This is a genomic window from Novosphingobium silvae, assembly GCF_009856825.1.
In the GTDB taxonomy this organism is placed as follows: Bacteria; Pseudomonadota; Alphaproteobacteria; order Sphingomonadales; family Sphingomonadaceae; genus Novosphingobium; species Novosphingobium silvae.
Window position 1 is genome coordinate 497,038 of record NZ_WVTD01000001.1, and the last position, 16,114, is coordinate 513,151.

Sequence of the window (16,114 nt, forward strand, 5' to 3'; positions counted from 1 at the left end):
GGGCTCTTTCAGATGGGTTTGGGGCCGACCTGGCCGCTTTCGCCCGCAGCCCGGCGTTCGTTGTAAAGGTTGATGACGGCCGCTGCGGTCTCTTCGATCGAGCGCCGGGTAACGTCGATCACCGGCCAGGAATTGTCCGCGAACATGCGGCGCGCATACTTGAGTTCGCGGTCCACCTTCTCGTTGTCCACATAGTCGGTATCGGGTGACTGGCTGAGCGAGAGCAGGCGGTTGCGCCGGATCTGGATGAGCCGGTCGGGCGCGGTGGTGAGGCCCACCACCAGCGGCCGCTTCAATCCGAACAGCGACGGCGGCGGAGGGCTTTCCACCACGATCGGGATGTTCGCCACCTTGTACCCGCGATTGGCGAGATAGATCGAGGTGGGGGTCTTGCTCGTGCGCGATACGCCCGCGAGCACGATGTCGGCCTCTTCCCACTCTTCCCAGGCGATGCCGTCGTCGTGGGCGATGGTGAACTGGATCGCGTCCACTCGCGCGAAATAGGCATCGTCGAGCCGGTGCTGGCGACCGGGGCGGCCTTTCGCTTCCTGCCCCAGCAGCGCTTCCAGCGCATCGGTCACGCCGTCGAGCACGGCGATGGCTGGAAGGCCCAGCGTCTGGCAGCGCTCCTCAAGGCGGCCGCGCGTCTCTTCGTTCACCAGCGTGAAGAAGACGAGCCCCGGGTTCGCGGCGATCTCGCCCATGATCCGGTCGAGGTGCTGCTGCGAGCGGACCATCGGCCAGAAATGGCGCAGGACATCGGAATCGTCGAACTGGGCGAGAGCGGCCTTGGCGATCATCTCCAGCGTCTCGCCGGTGGAGTCAGAGAGCAGGTGGAGGTGGAAACGTGCCATGAGGGTCCTTTGGCGGGCCTGTCGTCGGCGCGGGTGCCGCTTGTGGATATATGGCGGCATAAACCACGGGAGGGACCCGGTGACAACTCGGGCACGGTGATTCCTGCCCGCTGACGGGATTCAACGAGTCATGTTCTGGACAGGTTGCGGGAGTCGGTCCACAGCCTGTGGACAAGGCGAACAAGCTTTCGTTGACTCAAGGCCGAGCCAGAGTCGCGACCCGCCCTCGGGTCTGTTCAACCGGGTACAATTCGGGCAATGCGCCGTGGTCCCCAGTATCCACAGGACCAACAGACTCCATCATCCTTATATAAAATCTTCATTTTTTTGGATTGGACGAAAACGCGATGCCCGGCCTGCTTCTCGACACCCTGCGCGGCGCTCCCATCGAGGCTGATTCAGGCCGCCCGATCTGGCTGATGCGACAGGCGGGACGCTACCTCCCCGAATATCGCGAGCTGCGGGCCGAGAAGGGCGGATTCCTGGCGCTCGTCTACGATACCAACGCCGCCGCCGAGATTACGTTGCAGCCGATCCGCCGCTTCGGATTCGATGGCGCGATCCTGTTCTCGGACATCCTCATCGTGCCCTATGCGATGGGCCAGGACCTGCAGTTCCTCGCCGGCGAAGGCCCCCGGCTCTCGCCCCGTCTCGTGGACAGCGCGCTGGAGAGCCTGGTCGCGGTGCCTTCCCGGCTGACTCCGATCTACGAGACGGTGCGCAAGGTGCGCGGCGCGCTGGCGGCGGACAAGACCATGCTGGGCTTCGCTGGATCAGCCTGGACGGTCGCCACCTACATGGTCGCGGGCGAGGGCAGCCGCGACCAGCACGACACGCGCGCCATGGCCTATCGCGATCCGCAGGCCTTCCAGGCGATCATCGAGGCGGTCAGCGAAGTCACGGTCGAATACCTGTGCGGCCAGATCGAAGCGGGCGCGGAGGCGGTGCAACTGTTCGATTCCTGGGCCGGCACGCTCAGCCCCGCGCAGTTCGAACGCTGGGTCATCGCGCCCAATGCCGCAATCGTGTCCGCCGTGAAGGCCCGCCACCCGGACACGCCGATCATCGGCTTCCCCAAGGGCGCGGGCGAAAAGCTGCCTGCCTATGCCCGTGAGACCGGAGTCGATGCCGTGGGCGTCGATGAGACCATCGACCCCGTGTGGGCGGCACGCTCGCTTCCGGAAGGGCTACCGGTACAGGGAAACCTGGACCCGCTGCTCCTGCTCGCCGGCGGCGGGGAACTCGACAGCGCGGCGCGTTCGGTGCTCGATGCTTTCGCTGACCGTCCCCACGTCTTCAACCTTGGCCACGGCATCGGGCAGCATACCCCCATCGCCCATGTCGAGCGGCTGCTTGCCACCGTTCGCGGCTGGCGGCGTTGACACGGATCATTGAGCGCGGGCGCCCGGTCCGCTAGGGAACAGGAACCATGGCCATCCTTGCGACTCTCTATCCCTGGCTGAAGGCCGGGCACGTCATCTTCGTAATCTTCTGGATGGCGGGGCTGTTCATGCTGCCCCGCTACTTCGTCTACCACCAGGAAGCCGAGCCGGGCTCGGCCGAGGCGCTGCGCTGGGTTGACCGCGAGGCGAAGCTGCGCCGGATCATCCTTACCCCGGCGATGATCCTGACCTGGGTGCTCGGCGTGCTGACGGCGCTTGCCATCGGCGCCTTCAGCGAAGGCTGGCTCCACGCCAAGCTGCTGTTCGTGATCCTGCTTTCGGGCTACCACGGCTGGCTCGTGGCCTACGGGAAGAAGCTGGCCCGCGGCGAGCGTCCGCTCAGCGGGCGAAAGCTGCGGCTGCTGAACGAAGTACCCGGCCTTGCCGCCGTCGTGATCGTCATCCTCGTGATCGTGAAGCCGTTCTGAGGGGTTAGCGCCCGGTTCGTCCCGCCAGCGGAGTTGGCCCGTCATGTTCACCGCGATCGCCTTGTCCGCTAGCCTCTCGGCCCTGTCACCCGCAGTGAGGGCCGATGTGGAATGCCTTTCGGTGTTCTCCTTCATCGCGGGCGAGGACGCGAAGGAAGCCGACCGTTCGGGCGCGGTGGGTGGGCTGCTCTACTACCTCGGGCGCATCAAGGCGCGCGAACCCGACCTTGCGCTCAACGAGCTTCTCGTCGAGCTGGTGCAGTCTCAGGAGTTCCTGGACTCGCTTCCATCGCACGGCCTGCGCTGCGCGGGTGAGATGGCAGCCACCGGTGAGGCGCTCAGCGCCCTTGGCGAGGCGATGTCCAAGGTCGCGGAGGCGAACGGTCCCCGCTCGTGAAATGACGGCAGCGGTGGCGCCGTGGCGACCGGGCGCTGCGAGGCCTCGTCTCGCAGATTGACTCGTTGACCGCGTCTTCGCGAAGGCTTATCGACGGCAGCGTTCCGGCAACAGGGCGCGAGCCTTTGTCTCCTGCCCGGATCCGCTTTCCCCAAGCCCTCCGATCCCGCCGGCCGACACTCCAAATCCATCTGGCCAAATCCATCTGGAATCCACAAGAATGCACCTGAAAGAACTCAAGAAGAAATCATCGGCCGAACTGGTCGAAATGGCAGAGGAACTGGGCGTCGAGGGCGCCTCCACGCTGCGCCGCCAGGACCTCATGTTCGCGATCCTCAAGGAAGTGGCCGAGGACGGCGAGGAAATCATCGGGCAGGGCACCATCGAAGTGCTGACCGACGGTTTCGGCTTCCTGCGCAGCCCCGAGGCGAACTATCTCGCCGGCCCGGACGACATCTACGTCTCGCCCAACCAGGTCCGCAAATGGGGCCTGCGCACCGGCGACACGGTGGAAGGCGAGATCCGCGCGCCCAAGGACGGCGAGCGCTACTTCGCCATCACCAAGCTCATCAGCGTCAACTTCGACGATCCCGACGTGGTGCGCCACCGCGTCAACTTCGACAACCTGACGCCGCTCTATCCCGACCAGCGCCTCAAGCTCGACTGCCTCGACCCCACGGTCAAGGACAAGTCCGCGCGCGTGATCGACCTCATCAGCCCGCAGGGCAAGGGCCAGCGCGCGCTGATCGTCGCGCCGCCGCGCACCGGCAAGACCGTGCTGCTGCAGAACATGGCCAAGGCCATCACCGACAACCATCCCGAGGTGTTCCTCCTCGTCCTGCTCGTCGACGAGCGCCCCGAGGAAGTCACCGACATGCAGCGCAGCGTGAAGGGCGAGGTCATCTCCTCCACCTTCGACGAACCCGCGCAGCGCCACGTGCAGGTAGCCGAGATGGTGATCGAGAAGGCCAAGCGCCTGGTCGAGCACAAGCGCGACGTGGTGATCCTGCTGGACTCGATCACGCGCCTTGGGCGTGCCTACAACACCGTGGTGCCTTCCTCGGGCAAGGTGCTGACCGGCGGTGTCGACGCGAATGCCCTGCAGCGCCCCAAGCGCTTCTTCGGCGCTGCCCGCAACATCGAGGAGGGCGGCTCGCTCTCCATCATCGCCACCGCGCTGATCGATACCGGCAGCCGCATGGACGAAGTCATCTTCGAAGAGTTCAAGGGCACCGGTAACTCCGAAATCGTCCTCGACCGCAAGGTGGCCGACAAGCGCATCTTCCCCGCGCTCGACGTCGGCAAGTCCGGCACCCGCAAGGAAGAGCTGCTGGTTCCCAAAGACCAGCTCACCAAGATGTGGGTCCTGCGCCGCATCCTGATGCAGATGGGCACCGTCGATGCGATGGAGTTCCTGCTCGACAAGATGAAGGACTCGAAGACCAACGAGGACTTCTTCTCGACCATGAACCAGTAAGGAGGGGCGCGGATCATGGATCTAATCTCGATTCTCGCCGCCGCTGCCGCAGCGCCGGTCGGCGGTCTTGGCGATGTGTGGCAGCACATCATCGCCGACTTCTCGAACATCTCCGAGCCCGCCGCGTTGTCGGCGTTCGGCCAGGTGCTGATGATCGACCTGCTGCTCGCGGGCGACAACGCGATCGTCGTGGGTGCACTCGCCGCCGGCCTTCCCACGGCAGACCGCAAGAAGGTCATCCTCATCGGCATCGGCGCCGCGCTGGTGCTGCGCATCGCCTTCGCGCTCATGGTGACATGGCTGCTCGGTATCGTCGGCCTGATCTTCGCGGGCGGTCTCCTGCTGCTGTGGGTGGCATGGAAGTTCTGGCGCGAACTGCGTCACACCGGCCAGAGCGAGGGTTCGCCCGAGATTGTGGGAGATGAAGGCAGCGGGCTGAGGCCGGCGCGCAGCTTCGCCGCCGCGGCTTGGGCCGTGGCCGTGGCCGACGTCTCGATGAGCCTCGACAACGTGCTCGCGGTCGCCGGTGCGGCGCGCGAGCATCCGGGGATCCTCATCGTCGGCCTGCTGCTCTCCGTCGTGCTGATGGGCGTCGCGGCCAATCTGATCGCCCGCTACATCGAGCGTTACCGCTGGATCGCCTATATCGGCCTGGCGGTCATCCTCTACGTGGCCTGCAAGATGATCTACGACGGGTGGACCGACCCGGCGCTCGGCATCGTGTCGCTGTTCTGAAACAAGGAAGGGCCCGGAGCGATCCGGGCCCTTCTTGCATCAGGGCGCCTGCGGAGAAAGCCGGACACGCGATCCCGGCCGTTTCTTTATCCGCCGGTCACGGCAGCAGGATCGTCGATCCGGTCGTGCTCCGGCTCTCCAGCGCCCGGTGCGCCTCGGCCGCATCCGACAGGGCGAAGGTCTGCCCGATCTTTACCTCGAGCACGCCGTCGGCAATGCGCGAGAATAGTTCCTCGGCGCTGTCCGCCAGCGCCTCGGGCGTGGCGACATAGTGCGCCAGCGTGGGGCGCGTGAGGAACAGCGAGCCGCCGCGCATCAGGTCGAGCACGGAGACCGGAGGCACCGGCCCGGAGGCGTTGCCGTAGCTTACCATCAGGCCCAGCGGCGCAAGGCAGGCAAGCGAGGCATCCCAGCTTGCCGCGCCCACGCCGTCGTAGACGACGTTGCACATCTCTCCCCCGGTGATCGCGCGCACCGCCTCGGCAAGTTCGTCGAAGGGGCAGGTGAGGACGTGCGGCCCCGGCACCCCCGCGGCCTTTTCGGGCGAGCCGACATGGGCGATCACCGTCACTCCCTTGTCGATGAGCCAGGGCACCAGCAGCGAGCCGACGCCGCCCGCCGCCGAGTGGACGAGGGCGATGTCGCCTTCTTCGGCAGGGAAGGTCTCCTCGGCCAGGTAGCAGGCGGTGAGGCCCTTCAGCATGGCGGCGGCGGCGACCTGCGGCGCGATCTCCTCGGGGATGCGGATTGCTTTGGCGGCCGGGAATGCGCGGTGCGTGGCATAGGCGCCGCCGTTCTGCGTGGCGCCCACGCGCTCGCCGATGGAGAAGTCCTCCACGCCTTCGCCCACCGAGACGATCCGCCCGACGCTTTCCGATCCGAGCGCGATGGGCAGGGCGTCGGGGTAGAGGCCCTTGCGATAGTAAGTGTCGATGAAGTTCAGGCCCACGGCCTCGGTCTCGATCACCACCTCGCCGGGACCGGGCGAGGGGATGTCGATCTCCTCGCGCTCGATCGCTTCGGGGCCGCCGTGCGAGCGCACGATCATCCTGTATGCCTGCGCCATCGTCCCGGCTCCCGTTTCCCTCAGCCCACGTGCTCGGCGAAGAACGCCTCGGTGCGGCTGTCGGCAAGCTGCGCGCCCGCCTCGTCGCGGCGCTCGCCAATCTCGGCGGCGAAGCCGTGGTCGAGCCCTTCGTAGTCGTGGAGCGTGACCTTGGGGTGATCGTCGAGCCCCTCGTGCATGGCCTTCTGCGCGGCGGCGTCCACGAAGTGATCGGCGGTCGGCATATGAAGCATCAGCGGCCTGGCGATGGCGTGCTTCTCGTTCAGCATCTGGTCGATCGCGACGCCGTAGTACCCGACCGATGCGTCCACGTCGGTGCGCGCTGCAGCCATGTAGGCGATCTTGCCGCCCATGCAGAAGCCGACGAAGCCCACCTTCGCCACGCCCTGCTCGCGGCGGATCCAGTGGATTACCGCCTCGATGTCGCGGATGCCGAGGTCGAAGTCGTGGCCGTTCATGTAGTCGATGGCCTGCTTGAACTCGCCTTCATCGTACGGGCTCAGCTCGACCCCGGGCTTCTGGCGCCAGAAGGTGTCGGGCGCGACCGCGAGATAGCCGAGCGATGCCCAGTGATCGGCCTTGCGGCGGATGCCTTCATCGACGCCGAAGATCTCCTGCTGGACGATGATCGCACCTTTGGCCGGGCCTTCCGGGCGCGCGACGTAGGCCGGGATCATGCCGTCTGCCTCAAGGGTCGGGATTTCGGTGTTGGTGGACATGCAGGTCTCTCCTGTGGCGTGCCGGTGAGTGGCGGAGTTAGGCACTTGCAATGGACTTTGCCAAGCGCATGTGTCACCCATGCTGCGAATTTCCGGATAAAGGGAGGCCGCGCGGATGAAGGTCAATGTCGAGGTCGAATGCTCCCCGGAGGAAGCAAGGCGTTTTCTGGGCCTTCCCGATGTCACCCGTGCCAACGACGTCTACGTCGATGCGCTGACGGCAGCGATGAAGGGCACGGGCAATTTCGACCAGCTCAACGAACTGACGAAGCAGATCGCGCCGATGGGCCAGTTCGGTCTCAAGCTGTTCCAGCAGTTCATCGAAAGCGGCGTAGCCATGGGCATGTCCGGCGCCGGGGCAGGCACCAAGCCCAGGAACGATCCGGAATAAGCGCTCCTCGCAAGGCCGGCCGTTACCTGCTGCATCCATCAAGCCGATGACCGATACGATCTTCGCCCTGTCGAGCGGGGCCCCGCCTGCCGCCATCGCCGTTCTGCGGCTAAGCGGCCCTCAGGCAGGCGAGGCGCTCGCCGCGTTGAGTGGCCGCCTTCCGGAACCGCGCCGGGCCAGCTATCGGACCTTGCGTGTTCCACGTGGAACAGAGCTCGACCGGGCGCTGGTGCTGTGGTTCCCCGGCCCTGCGACCGCCACGGGCGAGGACCTGGCCGAGCTGCACCTGCACGGCGGGCGGGCCGTCGTCGCAGCGGTGGAAGCGGCGCTGGCGTCGATGCCGGGGCTGCGACCGGCGGTTCCGGGAGAGTTCACCCGCCGCGCCTTCGCGAACGGACGCATAGACCTTGCCGAGGCGGAAGGCTTGGCCGATCTGCTGGCAGCCGAAACCGAACTGCAGCGCCGCAGCGCCATCGCCATGGCCGGGGGAACCTTCTCCACGCAAGTCGAGGGCTGGCGCGCGGCTGTCCTTTCCGCATCCGCAGCGGTGGAAGCCGTGCTCGATTTCGGGGAGGAGGATGACGTCGCCGACCTGCCGGATGACTTCATGCCTCGCCTCGAGGGCCTCGTCCGCGAACTGGCGGCATGGCTGTCGCGGCCGCGTGCGGAGACCCTGCGCGATGGTTTTCGCGTGGTGCTGGCCGGACCGCCGAACGCGGGCAAGAGCACCTTGTTCAACGCGCTGGTAGAGGACGAGGCAGCGATCACCGCCCCGCTCGCCGGGACCACTCGCGATGTGCTGACCCGCTCCGTTGCCATCACCGGCGTCCCTTTCGTCTTCGCCGATACCGCCGGTCTGCGCGATCAAACTCAGGACGAAATCGAGGCCATCGGCATCGACCGTGCCCGAGCCGCGTTGGAGCGGGCCGATCTCGTTCTGTGGCTGGGCTATGAAGGGCAGGGGCCGCACGGCAGCTGGGAGATCGCTGCCCAGATCGACCGTGGGGGCAGGGGCAAGCGCGCGGCTCGCCATGCCGTCTCGGCCATGACCGGCGAAGGGCTGGACGGGCTGCGCCGCGACATGGTGGAGACTGCAAGGCAGGCCATGCCACGGCCCGGCGACGCCGCTCTCAACGCGCGGCAACATGGGCTGCTGGCCGATGCCATGCAGGCCCTGCGCGATGGCATGGAAGAGCGCGATCCGCTTCTCGTCGCCGAGTGCCTGCGCCGCACCCGTCTTTCCTTCGACGCGCTAATTGGCCGGGCAGCGACCGAGGACATGCTCGACACTCTGTTCGGTCGCTTCTGCATCGGCAAGTAGACCGCTTGTTCCACGTGAAACATTGCCGGACTGGCGCATGGTGCTTTGACGCGAATCCTGCTGTGCGATAAAGGCGCGCGAATGCACTCCTTCGACGTTATCGTGATCGGCGGCGGCCATGCCGGCTGCGAGGCGGCAGCTGTCGCTGCGCGCATGGGCGCACGCGTGGCACTCGTCAGCTTCGACCTTGATGCGGTGGGCGCGATGAGCTGCAACCCGGCCATCGGCGGCCTCGGCAAGGGCCACCTGGTCCGCGAGGTGGACGCCTTCGACGGGCTAATCGCCCGCGCAGCGGATGCGGCGGCCATTCACTATCGCATGCTCAACCGCTCGAAAGGCAGCGCTGTGCAGGGGCCGCGGGTGCAGGCCGACCGCCGCCTGTTCAAGGCCGAGATCCAGCGCCTCCTCCAGCACCAGGGCGACCTGACGCTCGTCGCGGGCGAGGCGGCGGCGCTGGTCATGGAGGGCGGACGGACGGTCGGCATCGACCTTGCGGACGGCACTCGCCTCGGCGCGCGGGCGGTGATCCTGTGCACCGGGACGTTCCTTGGCGGCACTCTATTCCGGGGCGAGGAACGGCTTGTCGGCGGGCGTATCGGCGAAGCCTCGGCGCAGCGCCTCGCCGCGCAGATGCGCGAGGCGGCGCTGCCCATGGCCCGGCTCAAGACCGGCACGCCGCCGCGCCTCGATGGCCGCACGATAGACTGGTCGCGCCTCAACCAGCAGCCCTCCGACGGGGAGGACTGGACGATGTCGGCGATGGGGAAGGGCAGGCGCGTGCCACAGGTGTTTTGCGCCATCACCCGGACCAACGCCGCCAGCCACGACGTGATCCGCGCCAACCTGCACCGCTCGCCGCTGTTCTCGGGCGCGATCGGCGCGCAGGGTCCGCGCTATTGCCCCTCGATCGAGGACAAGATCCACCGCTTCGCCGACCGCGACGGGCATCAGGTGTTCCTGGAGCCGGAAGGCCTTTCCACGCACCTCGTCTACCCCAACGGCATCAGCACCTCACTTCCCGCCGATGTGCAGCTTGCCATGCTGCGCACCATGGAGGGGCTTGAACGGGTCGAGATGGAAGTGCCCGGCTATGCGGTGGAGTACGACCATATCGATCCGCGCGCGCTGAGAACCAGCCTTGAGCTTCGCGACATCCCTGGCCTGTATTGCGCCGGTCAGATCAACGGGACCACTGGCTACGAGGAAGCGGCGGCGCAGGGGCTCGTCGCCGGGCTCCACGCGGCTGCGGATGTTCTGGGCCGCGCGGCGCCGGCGCTGGACCGCGCGAACAGCTACATGGCGGTGATGATCGACGACCTCACGCTTCACGGGGTGAGCGAGCCTTACCGCATGCTGACGGCCCGCGCCGAGTACCGCCTGCGCCTTCGCGCCAACAACGCTTCCACTCGCCTGACGCCGCTGGCGCTGCAGGCCGGAGCGGTAGGTGCCGAACGGCGCGCATGGTTTGCGAAGAGGGAAGAGGCGCGCGCCAAGCTCGACGCGGCGCTTGGCACCGTCGCTCCGGCGAGTGAGCTGGCGGCGGCAGGCCTGCCTGTCCGTACGGACGCGGGGCGCCTGCCGCTGCGCGAATGGCTCCGGTTCGGCGGTGTGGAGATCGCGGCGCTGTCGCCTTGGATCGATCCCGCGCTGCGTCAGGGTGCCGCGCTGGTCGAGGAACTGGCGGAGGACGCGGTCTATGCGCCATACCTTGAACGGCAGGAGCGGGAACTGCGCGACCTTCGCGCAAGCGAATCGCTGCCGCTGGGCGATGGCTTCCCCTATGACCGCACGCCCGGCCTCTCGCGCGAGATGGTGGAGCGGCTGACCCGCGCCCAGCCCGCGACGCTGGCGGCGGCCGGGCGCCTGCCCGGCATAACCCCGGCAGCGCTTGCCGCATTGCTTGTCCATGCCCGCAGGGAGGCTGCGTGATCACGACCGAAGACGAGGCCCGCGACTGGCTGCGGGCGCTGCCGGGATGCGACGAGGCGGCGATGGCGCGGCTCGGCGTGCTGGTCGACATGCTGCGCGAGGAGAACACCCGCCAGAACCTCGTTTCAAGCCGGAGCCTGGAACAGGTCTGGCTGCGGCACATCCTCGACAGCGCGCAGCTGCTCCCGCATGTTCCACGTGAAACATCTTTGCCATGGATCGACCTTGGTACCGGCGCCGGATTCCCCGGCCTCGTGGTGGCAGCGCTTCGGCCAGAGACCGAGGTGCTGATGGTCGAATCGCGCACGCGGCGGATCGAATGGTTGGACCGGGCACGGGTGGCGATGGGGCTCGGGAAGGCGCAGGTGATCGGCCAGCGCCTGGAACTAGTCGCCTCGCAGCCCTGCAGCGTCATTTCGGCCCGCGCATTTGCGCCGCTGGACAAATTGCTCGCCTTATCGTCGCGATTTTCCACAAGTGACACGATCTGGCTGTTGCCCAAAGGGCAGTCTGCCAGCCAAGAACTGGCAGACCTTCGCAACTGGCGGCATGTGTTCCACGTGGAACAGTCTTTGACGGACCCGCAGGCAGGCATCATTGTCGGCACGCTAGCCGGCGGGAAGGGTAAGAGCAGATGATCCGCATCGCCATTGCCAACCAGAAGGGCGGCGTCGGCAAGACGACTACCGCCATCAACGTTGCCACCGCGCTGGCGGCGACCGGGTGGAAGACCCTGCTGATCGATCTCGATCCGCAGGGCAACGCCTCGACTGGCGTGGGCGTCTCCGCCTCTGCGCGCGAGGCTTCCTCCTACGATGTGCTGGTCGATCGGGTGCCGGTGTCGCAGTGCGTGATGTCCACGCGCATCCCCGGGCTCGACCTGCTGCCTGCAACCGTGGACCTGTCCGGCGCGGAAGTGGAGCTGGTGAACGCGGATGACCGGGCGCACCGCCTGCAGCGTGCGCTGCGCGCGCCCGATCTAGGTTACGACGTGTGCTTGATCGACTGCCCGCCTTCGCTGGGGCTCCTGACGCTCAACGCGCTGACCGCCGCAGATACCCTGCTGGTGCCTCTGCAGTGCGAGTTCTTCGCGCTCGAGGGGCTGAGCCAGCTGCTCACCACCGTGGAGCGGGTGCAGCAGCGCTTCAACCCCGACCTTGGCATCATCGGCATCGCGCTGACCATGTTCGACCGGCGCAACCGCCTGACCGAGCAGGTCTCCGAGGACGTGCGCTCGTGCCTTGGCCAGCTTATCTTCGAGACTACCATTCCGCGCAACGTGCGCCTTTCGGAGGCTCCGAGCCATGGAGTCCCGGCGCTCATCTACGATCACGCCTGCGCCGGCAGCCGCGCCTACATGGCGCTCGCGCGTGAGCTGATCACCAGGCTGCCCGAAAAGAGGATAGCGGCATGAACGACGACCCCATTGTCCGCTTCAGCGTGCCTGGCGCGGGCGCCAGCCCGGCGCCCCGGCAGAAGCCCAAGGGGCTTGGCCGCGGCCTTGGCGCGCTGCTGGGCGAAACCCGCCGCGAGGAACCCGTTGCCGCTGCGAGCGGCGGTGGCAGCGGCCCGGCCTCGCGCTCGGGTGGGCTGGCGGTGCTCTCCATCGCCGAAATCCAGCCCGACCCGCATCAGCCGCGGCGGTACTTCGAGGAAGCCGCGCTGGAGGAACTGGCCGCTTCCATCGCGCAGCGGGGGGTGATCCAGCCCATCATCGTGCGCCCGCTCGATAACGGGCGCTACCAGCTGGTGGCGGGCGAGCGCCGCTGGCGGGCGGCGCAGAAGGCGCAGCTCCACGAGATTCCCGCGCTCGTGCGCGACCTCACCGACCGCGAGGTCATGGCGCTGGCGCTGATCGAGAACCTCCAGCGCGAGGACCTGAACCCGATCGAGGAAGCGCGCGCGTATAACCGCCTATCCGAGATGGAAGGCATGACGCAGGCCGAGATCGCCCGGATGGTCGACAAAAGTCGTAGCCACGTCGCCAACTTCCAGCGCCTGCTTGCCCTGCCCGACGGAGTGATCTCGCTGGTGGAGAAGGGCGACCTTTCGATGGGTCATGCCCGCGCGCTCATCGGCTGCGATGGAGCGGAAGACATCGCCGAGGCTGCCGTGACCCGGCAGATGTCCGTGCGCGATGTCGAGAAGCTGGTGCGCCGAAAGCAGCGTGGCGAGACCGGGCCGCGCCGTCCGCGCACCGCGCGCGAGGGCGGGGCAGGCAATGCCGACATCGAGGCGGTGCAGAACCACCTCGAGGAGTTCCTGGGCCTTCCGGTGAAGATCGACTCCAACGCCGATCTGGCATCGGGCACGGTGACGATCCGCTATTCCACGCTCGACCAGCTCGACCTCGTTTGCCAGCGGCTGACGGGCGGCGGGATCTGACGGGGGCCTGAAGCGCACCTGCCGGAGCTACGCGCTTCCGGCTCGCGCCTTCCGGTCAGCGCACCGGCACGCGCTTGCCGGGAGCGATCCTGACCCGCTTGTCCACCGCTGCCTTGCGGCGCGGGGCGGCACGGCGGGCGGGGCGGACCGGCACATCCTCGTAGACGTATTCGATGGTCTCGGTGCATTCCGGCTCGGCCCGGCGGACCGGGACCATCATCATCGGCTGCGCCATGCAGCACCCGGGCGCACCGTATCCATAGCCGTATGGGGCATACCCACCCGCGTAGGGCGCATAGCCCGCCCCGCCCGTGGGCACGGAATAGTAGCCCTGCTGCGGGTATCCCTGCCCGGGATAGTAGCCCCCTGCGGCGCGGGCATAGTAATCATCCAGATAGGCTTCGCATTCGTCGCGGTCGCGGCCGCTGTCCTCGGCCTTGTCGATCACGGCCCCGGCCGCCGCCCCGACGGCGGCTCCCGCGATGGTGCCCACGGTGCGGTTGCCCCGTCCAGCGATGCGGTTGCCGGCAAGGCCGCCCGCTGCGCCGCCGATGAGAGCGCCGCCCACGCCGCGATCGCGCGCGGCGAGGCGTTGGCGGCAATCGGCCAGCCATGCCTCGCGTGCGTCCGCCGGATGGTAGGTGCCAGGCTGGGGAGGCATGTATTCCGCCTCGGGGTAGCCAGCATCGGCCTCGTCATAGCCCTGCGCGGCATAGTCCGCCCCGGCGCTGTCCTGCGCATGGGCAGGCACAGCGGCAAAGGACAGCGCCGCCAGTGCGGCGTGGGGAAGACGAAGACGCATGGGACACCCTTTCGCGGCCGGGACACTGGATCAGTCCCGTTAGCTAACGGTTTGTCTAGCATCCTGTTGCCCGCGAGACCAAGGGCCGGGCTGGGCGGCCTTGGCGTTGTCCCGTTTCGGCGCAGTCTGGCGCGCGCGCCTTCAGATCGCCAGCGCGGCGACCTGTGCCAGCAGCTGCATTCCGGCCGCGTCCTCATCGTCGAAGCGGCCCGGCGTCGGGCTGTCGAGATCGATCACCGCGATGACCTTGCCGTCGCGCAGGACGGGCACCACCAGCTCCGAGCGGCTGTCCGCGTCGCAGGCGATGTGGCCCGGGAAGGCGTGCACGTCGGGCACCACCTGCGTCGTGCCGAGCGCGGCGACCGTGCCGCATACGCCCGTGCCGAAGGGGATGCGGATGCAGGCGGGCTTGCCGATGAAAGGCCCCAGGACCAGTTCGTCGGCAACCACCCGATAAAAGCCCGCCCAGTTGAGATCGGGCACGAACTGCCAGATCGCCGCCGCCATGTTGGCCATGTTGGCGACCGCGTCGGGTTCGCCCTGCACCAGCGCATCGGCGGCGCGGGCAAGGGAGCTGTAGAGTTCGGGCTTGGCCGCGTTCGCGGCGGGAGCAAAGTCGTACATGGCGGCTGCGTTAGCGCAACTCGCTGTTGTCGGCTAGGCGGCGCTCGCCTATCTCGATGGGCATGAACCCGATCGTCAAGAAGACCGCCATCGCTTCCACCTTGATCGTCCTGGCCGCGGCCGGGTTCGTCTACTGGGGCATCCACTCCAACACCTCCGACCTGCCGAGCGACGCCACCACGGGCCGCGATCCGCAGCTGGTGGAGCCGGACCCGCAGTGGATCCCCAGCATGAAGCTCGCCAATCCCGTCGGTTGGGCGAAGGGCGAAGCGCCGAAAGCCGCGCCGGGGCTGGCCGTCAGGCGCTTCGCGGAAGGGCTGAACCATCCGCGCACGATGCTGACGCTGCCCAACGGCGACGTGCTCGTGGCCGAGACCAACGCACCCCCGCGCGAAGGATCGCCGGGCTTCACCGGCTTCGTGAAGGACCTCGTCATGGGCCGGGTAGGCGCGGGCGAGCCTTCTCCCGACCGGATCGTCCTGCTGCGCGACGTCGATGGAGACGGCCGCGCGGAAGGGCGCTTCACCCTGCGCAGCGCGGACCTGCACTCGCCTTCCGGCATGGCCTACCGCGATGGCAGGCTCTACGTCGCTAACCACGACGCGGTCTATGAGTTCGCCTTCCAGCCGGGCGCCGTCTCGATCGAAGGCAAGCCGCTGCGCAAGCTGATGGACATGCCGGGCGGCGGCCACTGGATGCGCAATCTCCTGCTGAGCGCGGACGGCAAGCACCTCTACGTGGCGGTCGGATCGAAGACCAACATCGCCGACGACGGGATGGAGGCCGAGGAAGGCCGCGCGATGATCTGGGAGGTCGACATCGACACCGGCCGCCGCCGCCAGTTCGCCGCCGGCATGCGCAATCCCAACGGAATGGCGTGGAACCCCTCCACCGGGGAGATGTGGGCGACCGTGCAGGAGCGGGACATGCTCGGCCCCGATCTCGTGCCCGATTACCTGACCAACGTGCCGGTTGGCGCGCAGTACGGCTGGCCCTGGGTCTACTGGAAGAACACGTTCGACGAGCGGGTCGAATGGCCGATGCAGACCTACATGATCGAATATACGCGCAAGCCCGAGTATGCAATGGGCGCGCATGTCTCGGTGCTGGGGCTGGCTTTCGCGAACGGCGGCAACCGCATGGGCGAGGGGTACGCGAACGGGGCGTTCATCGCGCGGCACGGTTCTTGGAACCGGCGTCCGGCGGCAGGCTATGACGTGGTATTCGTGCCTTTCGACGCCAACGGCAACCCACGGGACGTAAAGCCGCAGCCGGTCCTCACCGGCTTCCTGAAGGACAACGGCGAGACACGGGGCCGGCCTACCTGGGTCACTTTCGACAAGGGCGGCGCGCTGCTGGTGAGCGACGACACCGCCGGGATCGTCTGGCGCGTGGTGTCGCCCGGCGCGCAGCCATCCGCCGCGATCCGGCCGGTCGAGACCGAGCACATGAAGCCGCTCAAGGAAATCAAGGATCCCACCGCGCCCGGGCAGATGATCGGCGGCTTCCGCAAGGAAGTGGACAAGCTGCTGCCGTGAGGCGGT

At 67.5% G+C, this 16,114-nt stretch carries 17 protein-coding genes; 12 read left to right on the plus strand and 5 right to left on the minus strand.

What is annotated here, in order from left to right; all coding sequences use genetic code 11:
• Positions 1-8: 8 nt before the first annotated feature.
• Entirely contained in the window at positions 9-854 is an 846-nt protein-coding gene (locus tag GR702_RS02405) for a pyruvate, water dikinase regulatory protein (protein WP_160984328.1), read from the minus strand.
• Between the two features lie 347 nt (positions 855-1,201).
• Here GR702_RS02405 and hemE point away from each other — a divergent pair, with 347 nt between their 5' ends.
• The 5 genes from hemE (at position 1,202) to GR702_RS02430 (ending at position 5,333) form a co-directional block, all read left to right on the plus strand.
• Complete coding sequence (gene hemE / locus GR702_RS02410; RefSeq protein WP_160984329.1) at positions 1,202-2,236, plus strand: uroporphyrinogen decarboxylase; 1,035 nt, start codon at positions 1,202-1,204, stop codon at positions 2,234-2,236.
• A 47-nt stretch (positions 2,237-2,283) separates the two neighbouring features.
• Positions 2,284-2,724: a CopD family protein gene (locus GR702_RS02415; protein ID WP_160984330.1), complete on the plus strand. Its 441-nt coding sequence runs from the start codon at positions 2,284-2,286 to the stop codon at positions 2,722-2,724.
• A gap of 43 nt (positions 2,725-2,767) precedes the next feature.
• Positions 2,768-3,121, plus strand: coding sequence for a hypothetical protein (locus GR702_RS02420; RefSeq protein WP_160984331.1), 354 nt, complete (start codon positions 2,768-2,770; stop codon positions 3,119-3,121).
• A gap of 220 nt (positions 3,122-3,341) precedes the next feature.
• The gene (gene rho, locus GR702_RS02425) at positions 3,342-4,598 is read left to right on the plus strand and encodes a transcription termination factor Rho (RefSeq protein ID WP_132264295.1); all 1,257 of its coding nucleotides are present in this window, start codon (positions 3,342-3,344) and stop codon (positions 4,596-4,598) included.
• 15 nt (positions 4,599-4,613) lie between these two features.
• On the plus strand, positions 4,614-5,333 hold the full coding sequence (locus tag GR702_RS02430; protein ID WP_160984332.1) for a TerC family protein: 720 nt from the start codon (positions 4,614-4,616) through the stop codon (positions 5,331-5,333).
• 97 nt (positions 5,334-5,430) lie between these two features.
• Here the strand turns inward: GR702_RS02430 and GR702_RS02435 are convergent, their stop codons facing one another.
• Together GR702_RS02435 and GR702_RS02440 are read right to left on the minus strand one after the other, a co-directional pair.
• Positions 5,431-6,399 carry a quinone oxidoreductase family protein gene (locus GR702_RS02435; RefSeq protein ID WP_160984333.1) on the minus strand — a complete coding sequence of 323 codons (969 nt, stop codon included), beginning with the start codon at positions 6,397-6,399 and terminating at the stop codon, positions 5,431-5,433.
• A 20-nt stretch (positions 6,400-6,419) separates the two neighbouring features.
• On the minus strand, positions 6,420-7,118 hold the full coding sequence (locus GR702_RS02440; protein ID WP_160984334.1) for a dienelactone hydrolase family protein: 699 nt from the start codon (positions 7,116-7,118) through the stop codon (positions 6,420-6,422).
• A 115-nt stretch (positions 7,119-7,233) separates the two neighbouring features.
• Between GR702_RS02440 and GR702_RS02445 the strand changes: the two genes are divergently transcribed.
• The 6 genes from GR702_RS02445 (at position 7,234) to GR702_RS02470 (ending at position 13,144) form a co-directional block, all read left to right on the plus strand.
• Positions 7,234-7,509: a DUF6489 family protein gene (locus tag GR702_RS02445; protein WP_160984335.1), complete on the plus strand. Its 276-nt coding sequence runs from the start codon at positions 7,234-7,236 to the stop codon at positions 7,507-7,509.
• Between the two features lie 46 nt (positions 7,510-7,555).
• Positions 7,556-8,830: a tRNA uridine-5-carboxymethylaminomethyl(34) synthesis GTPase MnmE gene (gene mnmE, locus GR702_RS02450; protein WP_160984336.1), complete on the plus strand. Its 1,275-nt coding sequence runs from the start codon at positions 7,556-7,558 to the stop codon at positions 8,828-8,830.
• Between the two features lie 81 nt (positions 8,831-8,911).
• Complete coding sequence (mnmG, locus tag GR702_RS02455) at positions 8,912-10,759, plus strand: tRNA uridine-5-carboxymethylaminomethyl(34) synthesis enzyme MnmG (RefSeq protein WP_160984337.1); 1,848 nt, start codon at positions 8,912-8,914, stop codon at positions 10,757-10,759.
• A complete protein-coding gene (rsmG, locus tag GR702_RS02460) occupies positions 10,756-11,397 on the plus strand; it encodes a 16S rRNA (guanine(527)-N(7))-methyltransferase RsmG (protein ID WP_337192505.1) in 642 nt (213 codons plus the stop codon). Before mnmG ends, rsmG begins: the two co-directional genes overlap by 4 nt.
• The gene (locus GR702_RS02465) at positions 11,394-12,173 is read left to right on the plus strand and encodes a ParA family protein (RefSeq protein WP_160984338.1); all 780 of its coding nucleotides are present in this window, start codon (positions 11,394-11,396) and stop codon (positions 12,171-12,173) included. The genes rsmG and GR702_RS02465 overlap by 4 nt, the downstream gene beginning before the upstream one ends.
• Positions 12,170-13,144, plus strand: a complete 975-nt coding sequence (locus tag GR702_RS02470; RefSeq protein ID WP_160984339.1) for a ParB/RepB/Spo0J family partition protein — start codon at positions 12,170-12,172, stop codon at positions 13,142-13,144. Before GR702_RS02465 ends, GR702_RS02470 begins: the two co-directional genes overlap by 4 nt.
• Before the next feature lie 55 nt (positions 13,145-13,199).
• Here GR702_RS02470 and GR702_RS02475 read toward each other — a convergent pair whose 3' ends face one another.
• On the minus strand, positions 13,200-13,946 hold the full coding sequence (locus tag GR702_RS02475) for a glycine zipper 2TM domain-containing protein (protein ID WP_160984340.1): 747 nt from the start codon (positions 13,944-13,946) through the stop codon (positions 13,200-13,202).
• Positions 13,947-14,087: 141 nt separating this feature from the next.
• Positions 14,088-14,570 carry a GAF domain-containing protein gene (locus GR702_RS02480; protein ID WP_160984341.1) on the minus strand — a complete coding sequence of 161 codons (483 nt, stop codon included), beginning with the start codon at positions 14,568-14,570 and terminating at the stop codon, positions 14,088-14,090.
• Positions 14,571-14,632: 62 nt separating this feature from the next.
• Here GR702_RS02480 and GR702_RS02485 point away from each other — a divergent pair, with 62 nt between their 5' ends.
• Entirely contained in the window at positions 14,633-16,108 is a 1,476-nt protein-coding gene (locus GR702_RS02485) for a PQQ-dependent sugar dehydrogenase (protein WP_160984342.1), read from the plus strand.
• The last annotated feature ends 6 nt before the right edge of the window (positions 16,109-16,114 follow it).